Source organism: Pseudarthrobacter sp. 10T415 (genome assembly GCF_056394175.1).
In genome coordinates, this window is record NZ_JBFTHJ010000003.1 from 275,717 (window position 1) to 295,821 (window position 20,105).

A 20,105-nucleotide genomic window follows, 5' to 3' on the forward strand; every position below is an offset into this window, starting at 1 on the left:
AACGGCCATGATGCTCCTGTCCGGTCAGCGCATAGACTTCGTCCTGATCCTGGCCGTGAGCCTAGTGCTCCTGTCGGTTCTGTACGGTGTGCTGATGCTCGTGCTGTCCCGCTTCGAACCGGCGTACGCCCGACGTCGAGCGGTGACCTTCCCCGCAACCGCGGCCGACAAAGCCGTCATCTTCGTGTTGCCATGTCTCAACGAGGAACGGGTTCTCGCGGCAAGCCTCGATCGGCTCGTGGAGATGGACCACCCGCGGATGCAGATCCTGGTAATCGACGACGGCTCGGATGACGGCACAGCGGCCATCACGCGATCCCACCCCGATCCCAGGGTCAGCCTGCTGCAACGACGGCTGCCGACCGCCCGGCAGGGCAAGGGCGAAGCGCTGAACGCGGCGATCCGGCACATCCGGTCCGGGGCGCTCGGCGCCTACACCGACGCCTCGGACGTCGTCGTCTGCGTTGTGGACGCCGACGGGAGGATGGAACCGCAGGCCCTGGACGAGGTGATGCCGCTCTTCGCCGATCCCCGGCTGGGCGCCGTCCAGATCGGCGTCCGGATCAATAACCGCCACCAGAACCTGCTGGCCAGGATGCAGGACATCGAGTTCGTGCTTTACACCGAGGTTTTCCAACGCGGCCGCCGGCACCTGGGGAGCGTGGGACTGGGCGGCAACGGGCAGTTCGTGAGGCTCTCAGCCCTCGACACCCTGGGCTCCGCGCCCTGGTCCAGGAGCCTATCCGAGGACCTCGACCTCGGCGTGCGGCTGCTGATCAGAGGGTGGAACATGGAATTCTGCTCCACCTCGGCTGTGCACCAGCAGGGTCTCGTGGACGCCCGGCGCTGGGTCAAACAACGGACCAGGTGGTTCCAGGGGCACCTGCAGTCCTGGACGCTGGTCCCCTGGGTGCTGCGGGACCTGACCGGCGCGCGCCGCGTGGACCTGCTCTACCACCTGACTAGCCCTTACCTCCTCCTGCTCGCCTCCTTCCTCAGCGCCGCCTTCCTACTGTGGATCGCCAGCATCGGCATCGGCGTCTTGGCAGGGACCTTGGACTTCTCGTGGTGGTGGGTCTCGGCCTACGCCGTGGCCTTTGGGCCCGCCCTGATGTTCGGGGCCGTCTACTGGCGCCACGAACGCGATCACGGCTTCGGGCTGTTGACCGCCCTCGTGGTCCTGCACGTCTACGTCGGCTACGCCGGACTCTGGTACGTCGCTGGCTGGAAAGCTGCTTTCCGCTCCCTCTCGGGCCGGAACTCCTGGGCAAAGACGGACCGGACCACTGACGACCAGGACTCGGCCGCGCAGGAGCCGGACCACCCGCTGGCGGCACCGGCATGAGGAAAGCACTATTCCTGGGCGCCGCGATCCTGCTCGTAGGTTCCATTGTCGGAGTCGGCCTGAGCCAGCATCGCATCGGCCCATGGTCAGACGGTGAGGTCCACGGACGATGGACCGTGATGTACGCCGGGTACGGCGAGGCCTCGGGAAACGACCGGGAAGTGGTGCTCGAGCCTAAGGCGGCCACCTCCGCGGACATCACCCACGGCGGTCTCGTGCACACCACCCGCTCCTACATGGACCCCAGCTTCGAGGTGACGGTGCACACCGAGGCCCAGGTGCGGAACGGTCCTCCGAACGACTGGGAAGTGGGCTGGGTGCTGTGGAATCTCCGCGACGACGAACACTTCTACGCTGTGGCACTCAAGCCCAACGGGTGGGAGATATCCAAACAGGACCCCGCGTATGAGGGAAATCAACGCTTCATCACCACCGGTGTGGAACGACAGTTCCCCATCGGCCGAGACTACCGCGTGCGAGTGGTGCACGACTGGCCCCGCATGACGGTGAGCGTCGACGGGCGTGAGCTTGCGACCATCACCGACGACGAAAGACCGTACCGCGGAGGAAGCATCGGGCTGTACACCGAGGACGCGAGAGTTCGCTTCACCGGCCTGGACATACTCAACGCCCCCTCCGACTGACCAAGGCCTTCGGGCCCTCAACCGGACACCCATCGCACCAGGAGCAATCCCATGTCTCACTCATCCGCTAAGACGCCCATCTCTGTCATGGCGATCTACGGCACACGGCCTGAGGCCGTCAAGATGGCACCACTCGTGATCGCACTGCGCGACGATCCCCGCTTCGAGGTCCGCGTCGTAGTCACGGGCCAGCACCGCGAGATGCTGGACCAAGTCAACCAGGCCTTCGGCATCGTCCCGGACCGGGACCTGAACATCCATGCCGCCGGTCAGACGCTGACCGAGATCACGACGCGGACGCTGCAGGGATTGGCTCAGGTCTTCGACGCCGACCGACCGGATGCGGTTCTGGTGCAGGGCGATACGACGACCACCTTTGCCGCGTCCCTCGCGGCCTTCTACGCCGGCGTCACGGTGGTGCACACCGAGGCGGGACTGAGAACGGGCAACAAATACTCGCCCTACCCGGAGGAGATCAACCGTCGCCTCACCGGCCAGATGGCGGCCCTCCACCTGGCTCCCACGTGGGCCGCCCGGGACAACCTGCTGCACGAGAACGTCCCTTCCGACTCGATCGTGGTGACGGGCAACTCGGTCATCGACGCCCTGCTTATCACTGTCGCCTCCCGGCCGAGGATCGAGGACCCCGCACTGGGCGCGCGGCTGGCAACGGGGCGTCCGGTGGTGCTCGTGACGGCACACCGCCGTGAATCGTGGGGAGAACCGCTGCGTCAGGTCGGCCGCGCGATCGCCCGACTGGCTGCAACGCACCCCGACCACGACTTCGTCTTCCCGGCGCACCGCAATCCCTTGGTGCGCGAGGCAATTCTGCCTGCTGTGCAGCATTGCCCCAGCGTCCTGGTCACGGAACCACTGCCCTACGCACAGTTCTGCGCACTGCTGGAGCGATCCTCCATCATCCTCACCGACAGCGGCGGAGTGCAGGAGGAGGGGCCGTCCCTGGGCAAACCGGTGCTGGTCATGCGGGATACGACCGAACGGCCGGAGGCCGTGATCGCGGGCGCCGTGCAACTGGTCGGCACGGACGAGGAGACGATTGTGGACGCGGTGTCCATCCTTATCAAGGACGAACGGACCTACCGGCGCATGGCGAGGGCGCTCAATCCCTATGGCGATGGGCACGCCGCCGCCCGGACCGTCCAGGCCCTGGCCCGCCACTACGGACACGACGACACCGTGCAGCAGTTCCAGGACTGGGCAGCAGCCGTCCCTGTCGCCTGAAAGTCGCCGGACGCGGAAATAATGCCTGCCAGCAGAGCCGTCACCCACACCTCGAGGAGAATCCATGGAGAAGCAGTACCAGTTGTCCGGAAGAGGGCGCTTGGCGTGGGTAATCGCCCTGGTGTCCCTGCCACTGGTCGCCGCTGGCGCGGTCTTCGGCCTCACCGACGACAGCCTCGTCGAAGGAGAAAACTCCCTCCTCGCTCAGCAATACACCGCGGTGACGAACTCCGACGCCGACGGATCGGCCGTGAAGACCGCGACGTTCTCGTCGCGGTTCGGCCGACCGGGCGGGGCGCGCACGCTCGTGCTCTACGACGGCACCGGTGCCGCCTCGGAAGACGCCGAACTGTACGGCATTGCCGCTGGGAATCTGGCAACCCACTTTGGCGAAGCCAGGGTTGCGGTCGTGGGCGACTACACCGCGGGCATGATGAGGGACTTCGACGCCGTCGTCTACCTCGGGAAGGACTCCAACGCCACACCGCCAAAGGCCTTCCTCACCGACGTCCTGAAGGGCACCGTGCCTGTGCTCTGGGTGGAGCAGAATATCGATGACCTCGTCGGGTATGAGCAGGACTCGATCGCGGCGTTCGTATCACGGTACGGCTGGGATCCCACTTCCCCTCTAGCGGTGAGCAACGACCAAGTGAAATCCGTGTCGTACAAGGACCGTTCCGTGCGCCGCAACACGCTCAACTCCGACATCGTCTACAGTCCGCGCATTCTGGACCCCGGAAAGGCACGGACCCTTGCGACCATCGTGTGCGGTGACCCAGAGAGCCCCCATGCTTGTGACGTCGTCGGCGAACCACCGATGGCCGGGCTGGCCTGGGCCGTAAGCTCAGGCAACCTCACCTATGTGACCGAGGTGCCTCTCAATGACATCGATAAGAACGACCTTTACCTGATCTTCTCGGATCTCTACTACGACCTGCTCGCGCCAGGGACGGAACCGGTGCGGCAGGCTGCTCTACGCTTGGAGGACGTTGGCCCCGAATCCGATCCCGGTGAGCTCCGGAGCGTCGCCGACTACCTCCACGATGCCGGAGTGCCTTTCCAAGTGGCAGTCATTCCCGTCCAAGTGGCCCCCATCCCCCACAAGTCCAGCTGGTACGGGCTGAGCCTGCTCGACAGGCCGAAGGTGGTCGAAGCGCTGAAGTACATGCAATCGCGTGGTGGAACACTCATACAGCACGGCACCACCCATCAATACGGCACGCTTCATAACCCGTACAGCGGCAGAACGGGTGAGGATTACGAGTTCTACCAGTACGGGTGCACGGACACAGAACGGCCACCCTACGAATTCGGTGAGTGCAAGGCCGACTCCTACATCACCAGGATCGGCCCTGTGGAGGAGGACAGTATCGAACAGCACGTCGCCCGGATCAAATACGGCCGGCAAGTGATGATCGACGCCGGTCTGGGCGAACCCACCATCTTTGAGACTCCCCACTACTCCGCATCCGTCAACGGCCATGCTGCCATCGCCGCGGTGTACAAGGCGCGGTACGAACAGTCCGACTACTACGGCGGCATGGTGTCCGGCAAAGAGATCACCCCCACGTCGGACTACAGTCAATACTTTCCGTACACCGTCCACGACATCTACGGCACCACGGTGTATCCCGAAAACCTCGGCAATATCACCGAGACGGAGCAGAACAACCACGCCATCCGGGATCCGGAGTACATCATCAACCGGGCCAAAGCGAACCTGGTCGTCAGGGAGTCCACGGCCAGCTTCTTCTTCCATCCCTATCTGAACCTCGACTTGCTCAAGCAGACAGTTACCGGCATCAAGGATCTCGGCTACACGTTCGTCCCGGTCGGCGACCTGAAATGAGGAAGGGCGGCCCGGTGTGCCGCCCCGCCATTTCGTCCACAACCGCTGCCGTAACCCAGCTCACATTTGCAAATCGTCTCTCAGTCTAGGTCCCTTAATACAACTTCTCCACGATTTCCGCAGCTGCTGGATACGAAACTGGCTCCGGGTCAATACTTGGAAGGAATAGTGGCAACAGAAGGACGGACCAATGACGATCTCCGCGAACCACACGGCCCCGGATACCGCCCGTAGCACCGGGCCGGACAACGCACTCACCGAGGCGGTCAAGAAGTTCGGCATCACCGCCGAGGACTACATGCTGCCCGCCCGGCACCAGATCCAGATGGTGGACTCGGAAGGCCGGCTCAAGGACAAGGGTGAGCAGGGCGCCGAACCCGGCCACGAATACCCCGTGCCCGGCGATACGGAACTGCTCGCTGCATACGAAAAGCTCGTCGTCGGCCGCCGCGTCAACGACCAGAACTCCGCCCTGGTCCGGCAGGGCCGCATGGCCGTCTACCCATCCAGCCACGGCCAGGAGGCGTGCCAGGTGGCCGCCGCCCTGTGCCTCGCGGACAGCGACTGGATGTTCCCCACCTACCGCGACGCCGTGGCCGTGATGACCCGCGGCGTGGACCCCGTCCAGGTGATGACCATCTTCCGCGGCGACTGGCACGGCGGCTACGATCCGCTCCAGTACAAGGTGGGCATCCAGTCCACCCCGCTGACCACCCAGCTGCTGCACGCCGTCGGCGTTGCGCACGCCGCCAAGCTCCGCGGCGAGGACACCGTGGTGCTGGCCATGTGCGGCGACGGCGCCACCAGCGAAGGCGACTTCCACGAAGCCCTCAACTTCGCCGCCGTCTTCCACCTGCCCGTCATCTTCTTCGTCCAGAACAACAAGTACGCCATCTCGGTGCCGTTGGCGCACCAGTCCGTGGCGCCGTCGCTCGCGCACAAAGCCGTGGGCTACGGCATGGCGGGCGAACGCGTGGACGGCAACGACGTGGTGGCGCTCCTCGCCGTCCTGGACCGCGCCGTCGCCCTGTGCCGCGACGGTTCCGGCCCACTGCTGGTGGAGGCCAACACCTACCGCATGCAGGCGCACACCAACGCCGACGATGACACCCGCTACCGGGAAAGCGCCGAGGTTGCCGAGTGGCGGGCCAAGGATCCCGTGAACCGGATGCGGACGTACCTCACGGACCAGGGGATTTTGGACGACGACGGCGAGGCCCGGATCCGTGCGAAGGCTGAGGCGGTTGCCGCGCAGCTGCGCGAAGGCCTCAGCGAGGACGTGCCCGTGGACCCGCAGGAACTCTTCCGCCACGTCTTCGCACAGCAGACCCCGCAGCTGAAGGAACAGTCCGACATGCTCGCCGACGAACTCGCGCGCGACGCTGCATCCACCACTGATTCGAAGGAGGCCGGCAAGTGAGCCCCACCGTCACCACCTCGTCCGAGGCCAACGGCAACGTTTCCGCCGCCACTGCCCGGGCTGCTGCCTCCGCCGCGGCAACCGCCGATGCGTCCGGCCCGCAGCCGGTCACCATGGCCAAGGCCCTGAACACCGCCCTGGCCGATGCCATGCACGCCGATTCCTCCGTCCTGATGTTCGGCGAGGACGTAGGGCTCCTGGGCGGCGTCTTCCGCATCACGGACGGCCTCACCGCCACGTTCGGCGAGCAGCGCTGCTTCGACACCCCGCTGGCCGAGTCCGGCATCGTGGGCATGGCCGTGGGCATGGCGATCAACGGGATGCGCCCGGTGATCGAGATGCAGTTCGACGCGTTCGCGTACCCGGCGTTCGAACAGATCGTCAGCCACGTGGCCAAGATGCACAACCGCACCCGCGGCACCGTGAAGCTGCCCCTGGTGATCCGCATCCCGTACGGCGGCGGCATCGGCGGCGTGGAGCACCACTGCGATTCCTCCGAGGCCTACTACGCCCACACCGCCGGCCTGAAGGTCTACACCCCCGCCACCGTGGCCGACGGCTACCGGATGCTCCGCGAAGCCATCGACTCCGACGATCCCGTCGTCTTTATGGAACCCAAGAAGATGTACTGGACCAAGGACTCCGTGGACCTCGCCGAGCTCCGCCGCCAGCACGAACTTTCCCAGGAAGGCACGACGGCGGGACGTGGCTCGGAGGGGAGGGCCGCCGTCGCGCGTCCCGGCACCGACGCGACGCTGATCGCGTACGGCCCGTCCGTGCCCACCGCCCTGGCCGCGGCCGAGGCCGCTGCGCTGGAGGGGCGCTCGCTGGAGGTGATCGACGTCCGGACCATCGTGCCGTTCGATGATGCGACTGTGTGCGAGTCGGTGCGGAAGACCGGCCGGGCCGTGGTGATCGCCGAGGCGCACGGGTTCGCGTCCGTGGCGTCCGAGATCGTGGCCCGGGTGCAGGAGCGCTGCTTCCACCACCTGGCGGCCCCCATCCGCCGCGTCACCGGCTTCGACGTGCCGTACCCGGCGCCGAAACTTGAGAAGTACTACCTGCCCGGCGTGGACCGTATCCTCGACGCCGTTGACGACCTGCAGTGGGAGAACTGATTTCTATGAGCGAGACGCGAGTGTTCCTGCTGCCGGACCTGGGCGAAGGGCTGACCGAGGCCGAACTGGTCTCCTGGCACGTTGCCGTTGGCGATTCGATTGAGGTGGACCAGCCCATCGCCGAGGTGGAGACGGCAAAGTCAGCTGTTGAGGTGCCGTCCCCCTATGCCGGGATCGTGGCCGAGCTGCATGGCAAGCCGGGGGAGACCCTGGACGTGGGGAAGCCGCTGATCTCGGTGACACCTGTGGGTTCTGGTGCGGGGGTCACCGCGGATGATGCCGCCCCCGCCCCTTCGCCGGACGGCCATGCTGCAAGCAGCATGCCGTCCGGCTCCGACAGGCCCGATGCCACTCCCCGGGCGGCATCATCCGCGTCGACTGCGTCTGAGGCGGCAGCCGAAACTTATCGGGAAGAAGAAAAAGCTGGGTCCGGGAACGTCCTGATCGGCTACGGAACCCCGGGCGGCCACGCTGCTGCCAAGCGGACGCGGCTGCCCAAAGCTTCCGTCTCCGTTCTTGAGCCGGCCGAAACCCAGCCTGCGGACAAGGCCGCCGACGACCTTACGCTCCTGCGCACCCGCGTCCCCGGCAAGCTGGGGGCTGTCATTTCCCCGCTGGTCCGGCGGATGGCCCGCGAGCATGGCGTGGACCTGGGGGAGCTGCACGGTTCCGGGGAGAGCGGCCTGATCATGCGCCGCGACGTGGAGAAGGCCATCAGTGCTCCGGTGGTTGAGCCTGCCGAAACCAAGCCCGCCGCGTTGGTTGAGCCTGCCGAAACCAAGCCCGCCGCGTTGGTTGAGCCTGCCGAAACCAAAGAAACCCAGGGCCGCGACGCGCGCACGGGACTCGCGATCTCCTCCCGCACCCCCGTCCGCGGGGTCCGCAAGGTCGTGGCCGCCACCATGTCCCGCAGCCGGTCGGAGATCCCGGAAGCTACGGTGTGGGTGGACGTTGATGCCACCGGACTCATGGAACTTCGGGAAGGCATGAAGGCAGGCGGAGCTGCGGTTCCGGGTCTGCTGGCGTTCATCGCCCGTTTTGTCACAGCCGGGCTAAAAAAGTACCCGGAGCTCAACACGCGGATTGAGTCCGCTGAAGACGGGTCGCAGGAGATCGTCGGGTTCGACGGCGTCAACCTGGGCATCGCCGCCCAGACCGACCGGGGACTTGTGGTTCCGTCGGTCCGTTCTGCCGAGAAGCTGAGCGCCCGGGAGCTGGACGCGGAGATCCGCAGGCTGACCGACGTCGCACGCGAAGGCAAGGCGACCCCCACGGAACTGGGCAGTGGCACCTTCACGCTGAACAACTACGGTGTGTTTGGCGTGGACGGCTCGGCCGCGATCATTAACCACCCCGAGGTGGCCATCCTGGGCGTGGGCCGGATCATCGACAAGCCGTGGGTAGTCAACGGCGAGTTGGCGGTCCGCAAGGTCACCGAGCTGACCCTCACCTTCGACCACCGGGTCTGCGACGGCGGCACAGCGGCCGGCTTCCTCCGCTTCGTGGCCGACGCCATCGAAAACCCCACCACCCTCCTCGCCGACATCTAACCCCCACCGACGCGCGCTCACTTGTGGTGGTGTTTTTCCAAACGCGCGCTCACTCGTGGTGGTCTTCCCGACTCACATATCCGCTGAATGAACTTTTTCCTCCCGACCCCTTTACGCCCGGGCGGCAATCGTTTTAGAGTCGGTTCTGTCATAGTCCGGATGGACGCCAGAGGCGTTCGGGAAGGGGGAGTGCATCACCGCTGACCATAATCTGAAGACAAATGATCACTACGTTGAAGGCCCCTCCTAGGAGGGGCCTTCCCCTTGTCCGGCGACTTCCTGATCCGGGCCACCCCCGGCAGGCTGGGACCCTGCGGGCGTGGCCCCGGGCACAGCCAAGGACCCATGGGTACAATCGACGACTACACGAACGCACACTGCTTTGCCGGAGGTACGGAGAAACAATGTCGGAATGGCTTGAGGTCGGCGCGGACAACTACGTGCTGGTCACCGAGGGATCGCTGCTGAACACCGGACTGATCGTCGGGACCGAACGGGCCATGGTGATCGACACCGGCTGCGGCCCACGCCAGGGCAAGGAAATCCTGGACGCGGTCAGGGAAAAGACCCAGCTGCCCCTCGTCGTCGTCAACACCCACGCGCACTACGACCACTTCTTCGGCAACGCCGTGTTCGCCGAAGCGGGCGTCACGGAATTCTGGGGCCACGAGAACTGCGCCTCCGAGATCGACCAGCGCGGTGACCTGCAGCGGCGCTTCGTCGGCACGCTGGAACCGGAGATGTCCACCGGCGAGGGCGAGAATGTGGAGCTCGTGGTGCCCAACGCCATCGTCCGCGACCAGCCGGTGCTGGTGGACCTCGGCGGCGTCACCGCCACACTGTTCTACCTGGGCCGCGGCCACACCGACGGCGACCTGCTGGTGGGCACTCCCACCACCCTGTACGTGGGCGACCTCGTGGAGCAGGGCGCCCATCCGTCCTTCGAAGACTCGTTCCCCGAGGAGTGGGCCGACGCGCTCCGGCACATCTCGGCCCTCCGCCACCGCTACGAGTACCTGATCCCCGGGCACGGGAAGCCGTGCAGCGACCAGTTCGTCAAGACCATGGCCAACACGCTGACCACCGCCGTCCGCCAGGCCCGCCAGTCCATCCGGGACACCCCGGACGACGCCACCAAGGCGATCCCCGTGCTGCCCTATGGGCCGGAACAGTCCCGCTGGTTCATCAAGCGCCTCCAGGAAACCCACCGGGAGTACTGACCAAGCGGGCACCCGTTGACGCGAGAAACCCCGCGGGGGATATCACTTTCCGCGGGGCTCTCTGCAGCCTCCGTACCCAGCGGGCGGCTTCCCTAACGGGCCGTCGCCCTTGAGTTTCAACGGGTCCAACAACCGGCATGCCGGGGCAGGGCGCACAGGAGACATGCAGGGTCCTCCCAGCTCCGCCACCCTAGGATGGAGCTCATGAAGGCTGCCCGAGACGCCCGGTCCGTTGCCGTGGTGATCAACGCCGGCGCGCGCCTCGGGGCCGCGGCTCCTGACCAGGCGGTGGACATGCTGCGGAACGCGGGCCTGCCCGTCAATGCCGTGCACCGGATCCTGTCCGGCACGGACCTGGCCGGGACCCTTGACCGGGTGATGGCCGAGAACCACGACCTGGTGGTGGTGGGCGGCGGCGACGGCACTGTGTCTTTCGCTGCCGGACGGCTCGCCGGGACCGGCACCGTGCTCGGCGTCCTGCCGCTGGGAACAGCCAACGACCTCGCCCGCACCCTGGAGATCCCCAGCACCCTGCCCGCCGCCTGCGCCGCGCTCGCCGACGGAAAAGTGGTGGACATCGACCTCGGCCGGGTCAACGGCCAGCCCTTCCTCAACGTCGCCTCCGTGGGCCTCTCGGTGGGCGTCACCGAAACCCTCAGCCCCCGCCTGAAGCGCCGCCTCGGCCCGCTCGCCTACGCCGTCGCCGCCGTCCGCGCCTACGCCCGGCACCAGCCGTTCCGGGCACGCCTCGAATTCCCCGAGGGCGACCACCAGGCCATCGAGCTCGAGAACCTGCTGCAGGTGGCCGTGGGCAACGGCAAGCACTACGGGGGCGGGAACGCCGTCTCACCCACCGCCGGCATCGACGACCACACCCTCGACATCTACGCCATCCCCGGCGCACCGCTGCGCGAACACATGCGGATCGCCCGGCTCCTCAAGGACGGCAGCTTCGTGGAACGCAGCGACGTGCACCACGCGACCACCCAGCGCGTCCGGCTGGTGACCGACCCGCCCATGCCGGTCAACCTCGACGGCGAAATCGCCACGGTCACGCCCGCGGACTTCACGATCGAGCGCAACGCCGTCCACGTCATCGTGCCGCAGGGCAGCACCGCCGCGGTACTGGACGGGTAGCCCGCCCCGCGCCGCTTTCTTGAGGCGGCCAGCGTCAAACGGAAACGTACGACGGCGGCCGCGCGCCGCCGTCGTACGTCTTCTCACGTGAAGGTGGGTCCGCCGTCCGCGGCCAGGAACGCGTCCAGCTCCGCCGACTGGTGGGCGGCGAAAGCCTTGTCCGCGTTGGCCTTGGTGCTGGCAAGCACCGGTATCTCGAGGCGGGTGTGGCAGCCGCGGCAGCGGATCTCGTGCGTCCACACCCAGCTGTACGCGGAGTGGATTTCCCTGACCTGCTGCAGTGCGGACGTGATTGCTTCCGTTGTGGCCACAAAGTGTGCCGCGTCCTCGCTGCTGAGGCTGCTACCAATTCCGATGTCGATGCTCATCGTCGCCTCTTTTCCGTAATAGCCGGATGGTGCTGTTGACAGTAGTGGCTGTTTCCCGGCTTAGGAACTGCCCGGAGGTCACGGTTGCCTAACGCCCGGGCGCCGGGAGGCTGAACAGGAACGTTGCGTCTTGACGACGGCCTACTTCCATGGTTAGTTAGTCAAGTAAGTAACCAACTGGCCGGGAGGTCGCCTGATGGACGAAGGCAAACCACTCTTCGTGCAGATCGCCGAACAGGTCGAAGCCTCGATCCTGGACGGAAGCATCGCCGAGGAGTCACAGGCGCCGTCAACAAACGAGCTCGCCGTGTTCCACCGCATCAACCCGGCAACTGCGGCCAAGGGCGTGAACATGCTCGTGGACAAAGGCGTGCTGTACAAGCGCCGGGGCATCGGCATGTTCGTTGCCCCGGGTGCCCGCGAACTCCTGCTCAAGGAGCGTCGCAGCGATTTTGCGGAGCGGTATGTGCAACCCCTGCTGGCCGAAGCCCGCAGGATCGGGCTCGGGCCCGAAGACGTCGCGGACCTGGTCCGCACCGGTGCCGGCGCTGAACCGGCAAAGCCATAAACCTGCCAGATCGAAGGACGCGATGAACTCCGTAATACAGGTCAGGAACCTCACCAAGCGATACAAAGACGCGCTCGCCCTGGACGGTGTCAGCTTCGACATCGAGCAGGACGCCATCTACGGCCTGCTGGGACGCAACGGCGCCGGCAAGACCACCGCCATGTCCATCCTCACGGCCCAGAACCTGCCCACCAGCGGCGAGGTGCGCGTGTTCGGCGAAAACCCGTATGAGAACGCCCGGGTCCTCAGCCGCATGTGCTTCGTCCGGGAAAGCCAGAAATACCCGGACGACGCCACCCCGCGCCACGCCTTCGCGGCCGCCCGGCTGTTCTTTCCCCGGTGGGACCAGGGCCTGGCGGACGAACTCATTGACGATTTCCAGCTCCCGCTGAAACGGACCATCAAGAAGCTCTCCCGCGGGCAGCTCTCGGCCGTGGGGGTCATCATCGGCCTGGCGTCCCGGGCGGAGGTCACCTTCTTCGACGAGCCGTACCTGGGTCTCGACGCCGTGGCCCGGCAGATCTTCTACGACCGGCTGCTGGCCGATTACGCCGAAGTCCCGCGGACCATCCTGCTCTCCAGCCACCTCATCGACGAGGTCTCCAACCTGATCGAACGGGTGCTCCTGATCGACGACGGCCGCATCATCATGGACGAATCGGCCGATGACGCCCGCGCCCTCGCCACCAACGTGGTGGGCGACGCCGCCGCTGTGGAGCGGGTGGTGAACGGCCGGGAAGTCATCCACCGCGAAGGCCTGGGCCGCGTGGCATCCGTGACCTTCCTGGGCCGCCTGGACGGCGCCGAACGCGCCGCGGTTGTTGCCGACGGCCTCGAACTGGCGCCGGTCTCACTGCAGCAACTCATTGTGCGCCTGACCCAGCACCGGTCAGCCGGGCGCCCGGGTGCGGACGGCTTCGGTTCCAAGGACTCCGGCACGAACAACTCCGGCACGAAGAGCCCCACCACGAACACCTCAGACGCGGATACCCAGGAAGGAAGCCTGCGATGACAACCCTCGATTCCGGCGCAGCCCTGCAACACCAGGTGCCGCGCAACCGCATGCTCAACGTTGTCCGGCTGCAGTTCGTCAACACCCAGACGTTCATCTGGGTGCCGGCGCTGGTGCTGGGCGGCTCGTGGGTCCTGTCCATGATGATCTTCTGGATCATCGGCGGCGCCGGCGTCACCGAGGTCAAGGCCGGCGGCGGTTCGCAGGCACCCCTGTGGTACTTCCTCGCCATCGGCATCCAGGCCATGACCATGACCTTCCCGTTCTCGCAGGCCATGAGCCTCACGCGGCGCGAGTTCTTCCTGGGCTCCCTCGCGGCGGCGGCGGTCAGCGGGCTGGGCATGTCCCTGGTGTTCGTGCTGCTGGGCCTGTTCGAGCAGGCCACCGGCGGCTACGGCATCAACGGATACTTCGCCTACCTGGACTGGGTATGGGCGTCAGGGCCGTTCGCCGCCGCACTGACCTACTTCACGGCCACCATGTTCTTCTTCACTATCGGCTTCTGGTTCGCCACCATCTTCAAGCGGTTCGGCGCCCTGGGGCTCACCATCGTCCTGCTGGCGCTGGGCCTCACACTGGTCGGGTCCATCGCGCTGGTGACGTTCCAGCAGGCCTGGCCGGCAGTGGGCCAGTGGTTCACGGACACCGGAGCCCTGGGCCTGACGCTGTGGGCCATCCCGGTCACCGGGCTGCTCGCCGTCGGTTCCTACCTCACCCTGCGCAGGATGCCCGCCTGAGTCCGGAGCGCCTTGGACCACCGCAAGAGCAGGACGTACGACGGCGGCCGCGCGCCGCCGTCGTACGTCTTTCCTGTGCGGGGCGTCGTCTTAAGCGCTATTGCGGCGCGTGCCGGCAAGTAAGATTTTGCGGGTGAGGGGAAACGGTCGGCGCCCGGGCGCGCCTGCGGGGGAGTGGATCAAGTACGCGGCACTTTTGGTGCTGGCGGTTGCGGCTTTCGGGGTGGCCGCGCTCGCCCTCATGGGCCCGCGGGACCCGGGCGGGACCGCCCCCGTGGCGGCGGCGAGCACCCCTGCGGCATCGGCCACCGGTACGCCGGCTGCCTCCCCGGCCCCGGCTTCGGCTGCTCCCACACCTTCGGCCACCTCAACGGGCCGGCCGGCGAAGATCGAGCTGCCCGAGAAGCCTGTTCTCCTGATCATGGGGGACTCCTACACGGCCGGCGACGGCGCCGACCAGCCGGACGAGAGCTGGGCGAACCTCGTTGCGGGGTCGCTGGGATACCCCACCAACATCGACGGCCGCGGCGGGACCGGGTTCGCCTGGGGCGGCGGAGCCCGGGATGACCAGGGCGGCGAATACGAAGTCCGGCTGCGGCAGACCGCGGCCAATAACCCGGCCTTCGTCCCCAACCTGCTGATTCTCCAGGGTGGGCAGAACGATGCCCAGATCACCGACGCCGGTGAGATCACGGCCGCAACCCGCCAGACCATCGAGGCGGCACGCCGGTTCTGGCCCGGGGTGCAGGTGGTGGTGCTTGGGCCGTCGGCGCCGCAGCCGCTGGGGGAGGACCTGCGGGACGTGAACAACGCCGTCCGTGCCGGTGCTGAGGCAACGAACGCCCCGTTCATCGACGCCGTGGAGGGCCGCTGGTTCACCACCGCGAACAGCCCGGGATTCGATGCCGACGGTGCGCACCCGAACACCGCCGGGCACGCCTACATTGCGGACAAGTTCCTGGAGTCCTGGGCAGCGCTGGTGGATTAAGAAGTGTGGGGGCCGACAGCTATTTGCGGATCGACGCTGATCCGCCGCCTCCGCCGTCGGCCCCGGTCTTTGTGAATTTGTGGACCGCCTGGCGGCGCCGTGACGACGCCGCCAAGCGATCGAGACCATCGGGTTCTACGCCGACTGCAGGAATGGGCTGACTGGGCCTCAGTTCCCAGGTGCACCCCCATGCTTTCCCATCCTTCACTCAAAACTGTGCGGGAACCGGCTCAACATCTGCGCCAATTAGGGTCAAGAATTCCTCAAGACTGGTTGGGCCGGGAACTTTGCCGGGGACGGTCATTTGAGTGGTCAGCCTGCGAATGTGCCGGGGGCGGGCGGTCACGGGCGGGTGGTGTCCGGGGCAAGCCACGACAGGGCTGCAACCACCTGGGCCTGGACTCCCATCGACAGGGTGGGGTCCAGCACCGGGGCGAAGAACGGGGAGTGGTTGCCCGGGATGTCGCGGCTGACGGTTCCCTGGCTCTCGGCGGCCCTGTACGTTGCCGGGTCCACGCCGCCCAACAGCCAGAACGTGTAGGGCACCCCGAATGCATCCGGGATGTGGCTGAAGTCCTCGGACGCGGTCTGGGGCTGCGCGTGGCCCACCGCAGCGGGGCCAAAATGGGATGTGAAGGCGGCGGTCACCTGTTCCGTCACGGCGGCATCGTTGGCCGTCAGCGGGAACTGGTCGTAAAACTCGAAGTCCGGCTCGCGCGGGGACTCCGCTGAGAGGCATTCCCCTTTGACGATCCGCTCAATGGCCGCCAGCATTGTGGACCGCACCTGGGGATCGTAGGTGCGGATGTTGAGGAGCAGTTCGGCCCGGTCCGGGATGATGTTGGACTTGGTTCCGGCGTTCAGCGCCCCGATGGTCAGGACGGCGAACTCGCCAGGCCGGATCTCCCGCGACACCACAGTCTGCAGCCGCAGCACGATGGATGCCGCCAGCACCACGGGGTCAACGGCCATGTGCGGCATGGACCCGTGGGCGCCTTTGCCGTACACAGTGATCCTGAGGGAGTCGCCGGCGGAGAGCACCGGCCCGGCTGTGGTTGAGACGGTCCCCGCCGGGGCGGGCATCACATGCTGGGCAAGCGCGACGTCGGGCCGCGGCACCTTGGCGGCCAGGCCGTCGTCGACCATTGCCTTGGACCCGGCGCCGACCTCCTCGGCCGGCTGGAAGAGCGCGATGTAGGTGCCGGACCACGCGCCGCGGCCGTCCGCCATCAGTTTGGCGGCACCCAGAAGCGTACTGACATGCACGTCGTGTCCGCAGGCATGCATGACGCCCGTGACCTCGGACGCGTAGGAAAGTCCGGTGGCCTCGGTGACCGGAAGCGCATCCATGTCCGCCCGCGCCAGAACGGTGGGCCCGTCGCCGTTCGCCAGGACACCCACGACGCCGGTGCCTCCGAGGCGGACCACGCGGTAACCGAACCCGGCCAGTTTGTCCTCCACCAGCCGGGCGGTCCGGTGCTCCTCAAGGCTCAACTCGGGCTGGCGGTGCAGGTCCCGGTACGTGTCCCGGACCCAGCCAAGCTCTGCCTCAAGGCCTGCCAGTACTTTCGCCGCGTTGGTCATCAGGCCAGTATGCCGTCCATTTGGCCTGTCAGATATGGGCTGCCGTCGAACCTTTTTTGGTTGGAGGCGCCGGAATAAGTCAAGTCTTGAACCGCCGCTGCCGATGCCGGATCCTGTGCCGATGGGCGTCAGCGAAGAGGCGCGGGCACTGTCCGCGGTAGTGGACCGGCTTGCCGAACGGCACCCGGACGTGTCCCGGCACGTGATCGAGGACGTGGTCCAGGAGGAGCACCGGTCACTGGACCGGGGAAGGGTGCGGGACTTCGTGCCCATCCTGGTGGAGCACGCGGCGCGGGACCGCCTGCACACCGTGAGCCGGTAGCCGGCGACAGTCCGGGAAATCCCAAGGGTCCGTTCCGTAATGTCCTCCGAATAGTCAACTCGATGGCTATAATCAGGGCGGGGGTCAGCTGGTGATTCCCGGCTGTCCGCGCCAGGCCCCTTGTTCGTGGCCCGCGCCCGTCTCAAGGATGCCCGCCCATGTTCAACCCCCGGCCCTTCGCTGCCGCTGCCCTCACGCTGGTCACCGTACTTGCCGGTGCTGCCCTGACGGCCCTTCCCGCCCAGGCCACCGAGCCACCACAGCCCTCCAAGCCAGCCGCGGCTGCCGAGCTGCCACTCCGGGACGCGAGCCCCCAGTCCGCTTCAGCCCAGGTCCCCACGGACCAGTTCATCGTGGGGCTCAAGAGCCGCGGCAACATTGCCTCCGAAGCAGCTGTGACGGCCCAGGCCGCACGGTCAGCCGCAGGCCGAGTGGGCACCGCCGCCCAGTACGTCCGGGCCACTGCGACCGGCGCGCAGGTGGTGAAAACTGGCAAGTCACTCCAGGGTGCCGACGCTGATACCTTCCTTGCGGCACTGCGCTCCAGCCCCGACGTGGCCTACGCGGAACCTGACACTATCGTTCAGGCAACCGCTACTGCCCCCAACGACCCCGGCTATGTATCCCAGTGGAGCCTGTGGGACGAGACCGCCGGCATTCGCATACCCGGCGCCTGGGACTACAACCGCGGCGAAGGCGCCGTAGTCGCCGTGGTGGACAGTGGCATCACCTATCACTCGGACCTGACTGCGAACGTCCTTGCCGGCTACGACATGCTGTCCAACCCGGACTGGGCCCGGGACGGCGACGGGCGTGACCCCAACCCTCAGGACCAGGGCGACTGGTCCACGGACAACCAGTGCGAACCGGGCCTCCCGGCGTCGCGCTCATCCTGGCATGGCACCCACGTGGCAGGAACCATCGCCGCCGTCGGCAATAACAGCAACGGCATCATCGGTGCTGCACCCGCCGCCAAGATCCTCCCCATCCGCGCCATCGGTCCCTGCGGAGGCTATATCTCGGACGTGGCGGACTCCATCATCTGGGCCGCCGGCGGCACCGTGTCCGGAGTACCCGCCAACCCGAGACGCGCCCACGTAGTCAACCTCAGCCTCGGCGGAGTCTCGGACTGTTCCGTTACCGAACAGAACGCCATCAATTTCGCTCAAAATGCCGGCACCGCAGTGGTGGTAGCAGCCGGGAACTCCGGCCACCCGGCATCGGAAATCAGCCCGGCCAACTGCCAGAATGTCATCACAGTGGCTGCTTCCGGACTCGACGGCGCCCGCGCGGACTACTCCAACTACGGGTCCGCCGTGGACATCACCGCTCCCGGCGGCAGCAACATGACCAACGAGAACCCCTGGACCGGTATCGTCTCCACCTCAAACTTCGGCTCCACCGTGCCCGAGGGAGAAGCCTACGAACTCCTGCAGGGCACCTCCATGGCCGCCCCGCACGTCTCCGCCATCGCGGCCATGCTCATATCTGAAGTGGGCAGCACCTACACCCCGGACATGGTGGAAGCCCGACTCAAAGCCACGGCCCGGCCGCTACCGGTCGCCTGCCCCGAAGGCTGCGGTGCCGGCCTGGTTGATGCCGCCAAGGCCCTGGCCTTGACGAACCAAGACCTGCCGGCGAATACGGTCATCCCGGCCGCGGTGACATTCTCTGACAAGGATGGCACTGCCGATGACACCTTGACGGTGCCGGAAGTGCAGGGCGTAGAGTATGTCGGTTTCGCCGGGTCAGTCTTCCCCGCCGGCATCCACACAGGGTCAGGAACTGTTAACGTGTTCGCCCGGTCGATCCCTGGCTATACGCTGATGGCCGGTGCCAATATCCAGTGGTCCCACACCTACGCCACCACCTCTGCACCGGTTGCCGGATCGCTGATCACCGTCACCCCGTTCCGGGCTCTGGATACCCGGACCAGCTCCATAGTGGCCAAGGATTCCACCGTCTCCTTCCAGGTGGCAGGACGTAACAGTATTCCTGCCAAGGTTTCCGCAGTGGTCTTCAACCTGACGGTGGCTGAAGCCCGGTCCTTCGGCTTCGTAACCGCCTATGCCTCCGGGACCGCGCGTCCGGACGCATCCAACCTGAACTTCGACAAGGGCCAGATCGTGGCCAACTCCGTCACCGTGCCCGTGGGCGCCGACGGAAAGGTGACGCTCTTCAACAGGTCCGCCGGAGCCACGCACCTCCTGGCTGATATCTCTGGCTACTACCGTGAGGGCGAGGTGACAGCGCCGGGAGCCTTCAAGTCGATAGAACCCAAGCGGTTCCTGGATACCCGCAGCGGCACCGCCGTCGCACCCGATACCGCCCGGGCCTTCCAGGTGGCAGGAGCCAACGGCTTGCCGGAAACTGTCTCGGCCGTCGTACTGAACCTGACAGTCGCGGAAGCAAAGTCCAACGGCTTCGTCACCGCGTATCCCACGGGGGTCAACAGGCCGGACGCCTCCAACATAAACTTTGCCGCCGGGCAGATCATCCCCAACTCCGTGACCGTTCCGGTGGGACCGGATGGGAAGGTGATGCTCTACAACCGCTCCAACGGTGCCACCCACCTGATCGCGGACGTCTCCGGCTATTACCTATCCGGAACCCCGACGGCGGGCGGTACCTTCCAGCCGCTGGCCGCCCCGACGCGCTTCCTGGACACCCGCTTGTTTTACCCGCTCGCGCCGGATGACACAACGTCCTTCCAGGCTGCCCGGGAACACGGCATTCCCGCAGGTGCCACCGCGATCGTAATGAACCTCACCGTGGCCCAGGCGACGTCAAATGGTTTCGTCACCGCCTTCCCGGTGGGGGCAACCCGTCCGGACATCTCCAGCGTCAACTTCGATAGGGGCCAGATCGTTGCGAACTCGGTAACCACCCCGATCTTCCAGCACGGAGGCGTGGCACTGTTCAACCGCTCGGCGGGGATCACGCACCTGATCGCGGACGTCTCCGGATACTTCCTTCCGGGGTGATCCATGGAGGCTTTTCC

At 66.5% G+C, this 20,105-nt stretch carries 17 protein-coding genes; 15 read left to right on the plus strand and 2 right to left on the minus strand.

Features of this window, described 5'->3' with window-relative positions:
- The first annotated feature begins 7 nt into the window (after positions 1–7).
- The 9 genes from AC1DBN_RS06930 to AC1DBN_RS06970 all read left to right on the plus strand — a co-directional run bounded on the left by AC1DBN_RS06930 (position 8) and on the right by AC1DBN_RS06970 (position 11,525).
- Positions 8–1,345, plus strand: coding sequence for a glycosyltransferase family 2 protein (locus AC1DBN_RS06930; RefSeq protein WP_477722871.1), 1,338 nt, complete (start codon positions 8–10; stop codon positions 1,343–1,345).
- Positions 1,342–1,989 carry a calcium-binding protein gene (locus tag AC1DBN_RS06935; protein ID WP_477722872.1) on the plus strand — a complete coding sequence of 216 codons (648 nt, stop codon included), beginning with the start codon at positions 1,342–1,344 and terminating at the stop codon, positions 1,987–1,989. The genes AC1DBN_RS06930 and AC1DBN_RS06935 overlap by 4 nt, the downstream gene beginning before the upstream one ends.
- Before the next feature lie 51 nt (positions 1,990–2,040).
- Entirely contained in the window at positions 2,041–3,231 is a 1,191-nt protein-coding gene (wecB, locus tag AC1DBN_RS06940) for a non-hydrolyzing UDP-N-acetylglucosamine 2-epimerase (protein WP_477722873.1), read from the plus strand.
- Between the two features lie 64 nt (positions 3,232–3,295).
- On the plus strand, positions 3,296–5,080 hold the full coding sequence (locus tag AC1DBN_RS06945) for a DUF2334 domain-containing protein (RefSeq protein WP_477722874.1): 1,785 nt from the start codon (positions 3,296–3,298) through the stop codon (positions 5,078–5,080).
- A gap of 190 nt (positions 5,081–5,270) precedes the next feature.
- A complete protein-coding gene (locus AC1DBN_RS06950) occupies positions 5,271–6,500 on the plus strand; it encodes a thiamine pyrophosphate-dependent dehydrogenase E1 component subunit alpha (protein WP_477722875.1) in 1,230 nt (409 codons plus the stop codon).
- On the plus strand, positions 6,497–7,618 hold the full coding sequence (locus tag AC1DBN_RS06955; RefSeq protein ID WP_477722876.1) for an alpha-ketoacid dehydrogenase subunit beta: 1,122 nt from the start codon (positions 6,497–6,499) through the stop codon (positions 7,616–7,618). Before AC1DBN_RS06950 ends, AC1DBN_RS06955 begins: the two co-directional genes overlap by 4 nt.
- Positions 7,619–7,623: 5 nt before the next feature.
- Complete coding sequence (locus tag AC1DBN_RS06960) at positions 7,624–9,168, plus strand: dihydrolipoamide acetyltransferase family protein (protein ID WP_477722877.1); 1,545 nt, start codon at positions 7,624–7,626, stop codon at positions 9,166–9,168.
- 404 nt (positions 9,169–9,572) lie between these two features.
- Positions 9,573–10,388, plus strand: a complete 816-nt coding sequence (locus AC1DBN_RS06965) for an MBL fold metallo-hydrolase (RefSeq protein ID WP_477722878.1) — start codon at positions 9,573–9,575, stop codon at positions 10,386–10,388.
- Between the two features lie 204 nt (positions 10,389–10,592).
- On the plus strand, positions 10,593–11,525 hold the full coding sequence (locus tag AC1DBN_RS06970) for a lipid kinase (protein WP_477722879.1): 933 nt from the start codon (positions 10,593–10,595) through the stop codon (positions 11,523–11,525).
- 83 nt (positions 11,526–11,608) lie between these two features.
- On the opposite strand, the gene AC1DBN_RS06975 is transcribed toward AC1DBN_RS06970, so the two are convergent.
- Positions 11,609–11,893, minus strand: a complete 285-nt coding sequence (locus AC1DBN_RS06975) for a hypothetical protein (protein WP_091722430.1) — start codon at positions 11,891–11,893, stop codon at positions 11,609–11,611.
- A gap of 193 nt (positions 11,894–12,086) precedes the next feature.
- Here AC1DBN_RS06975 and AC1DBN_RS06980 point away from each other — a divergent pair, with 193 nt between their 5' ends.
- The 4 genes from AC1DBN_RS06980 to AC1DBN_RS06995 all read left to right on the plus strand — a co-directional run bounded on the left by AC1DBN_RS06980 (position 12,087) and on the right by AC1DBN_RS06995 (position 15,198).
- Positions 12,087–12,461 carry a GntR family transcriptional regulator gene (locus AC1DBN_RS06980; RefSeq protein WP_091722428.1) on the plus strand — a complete coding sequence of 125 codons (375 nt, stop codon included), beginning with the start codon at positions 12,087–12,089 and terminating at the stop codon, positions 12,459–12,461.
- A gap of 22 nt (positions 12,462–12,483) precedes the next feature.
- Positions 12,484–13,473: an ABC transporter ATP-binding protein gene (locus tag AC1DBN_RS06985; RefSeq protein WP_477722880.1), complete on the plus strand. Its 990-nt coding sequence runs from the start codon at positions 12,484–12,486 to the stop codon at positions 13,471–13,473.
- Positions 13,470–14,210, plus strand: coding sequence for a hypothetical protein (locus AC1DBN_RS06990; RefSeq protein ID WP_314214251.1), 741 nt, complete (start codon positions 13,470–13,472; stop codon positions 14,208–14,210). The genes AC1DBN_RS06985 and AC1DBN_RS06990 overlap by 4 nt, the downstream gene beginning before the upstream one ends.
- Before the next feature lie 133 nt (positions 14,211–14,343).
- Positions 14,344–15,198 (plus strand): SGNH/GDSL hydrolase family protein, encoded by an 855-nt coding sequence (locus AC1DBN_RS06995; protein ID WP_477722881.1) that lies wholly within the window; start codon positions 14,344–14,346, stop codon positions 15,196–15,198.
- Between the two features lie 342 nt (positions 15,199–15,540).
- On the opposite strand, the gene AC1DBN_RS07000 is transcribed toward AC1DBN_RS06995, so the two are convergent.
- Positions 15,541–16,782, minus strand: a complete 1,242-nt coding sequence (locus AC1DBN_RS07000; RefSeq protein ID WP_477722882.1) for an amidohydrolase — start codon at positions 16,780–16,782, stop codon at positions 15,541–15,543.
- Positions 16,783–16,903: 121 nt separating this feature from the next.
- Between AC1DBN_RS07000 and AC1DBN_RS07005 the strand changes: the two genes are divergently transcribed.
- Together AC1DBN_RS07005 and AC1DBN_RS07010 are read left to right on the plus strand one after the other, a co-directional pair.
- Positions 16,904–17,104 (plus strand): three-helix bundle dimerization domain-containing protein, encoded by a 201-nt coding sequence (locus AC1DBN_RS07005; RefSeq protein ID WP_091724094.1) that lies wholly within the window; start codon positions 16,904–16,906, stop codon positions 17,102–17,104.
- Positions 17,105–17,262: 158 nt separating this feature from the next.
- Positions 17,263–20,088 carry a S8 family peptidase gene (locus tag AC1DBN_RS07010; protein WP_091722415.1) on the plus strand — a complete coding sequence of 942 codons (2,826 nt, stop codon included), beginning with the start codon at positions 17,263–17,265 and terminating at the stop codon, positions 20,086–20,088.
- The last annotated feature ends 17 nt before the right edge of the window (positions 20,089–20,105 follow it).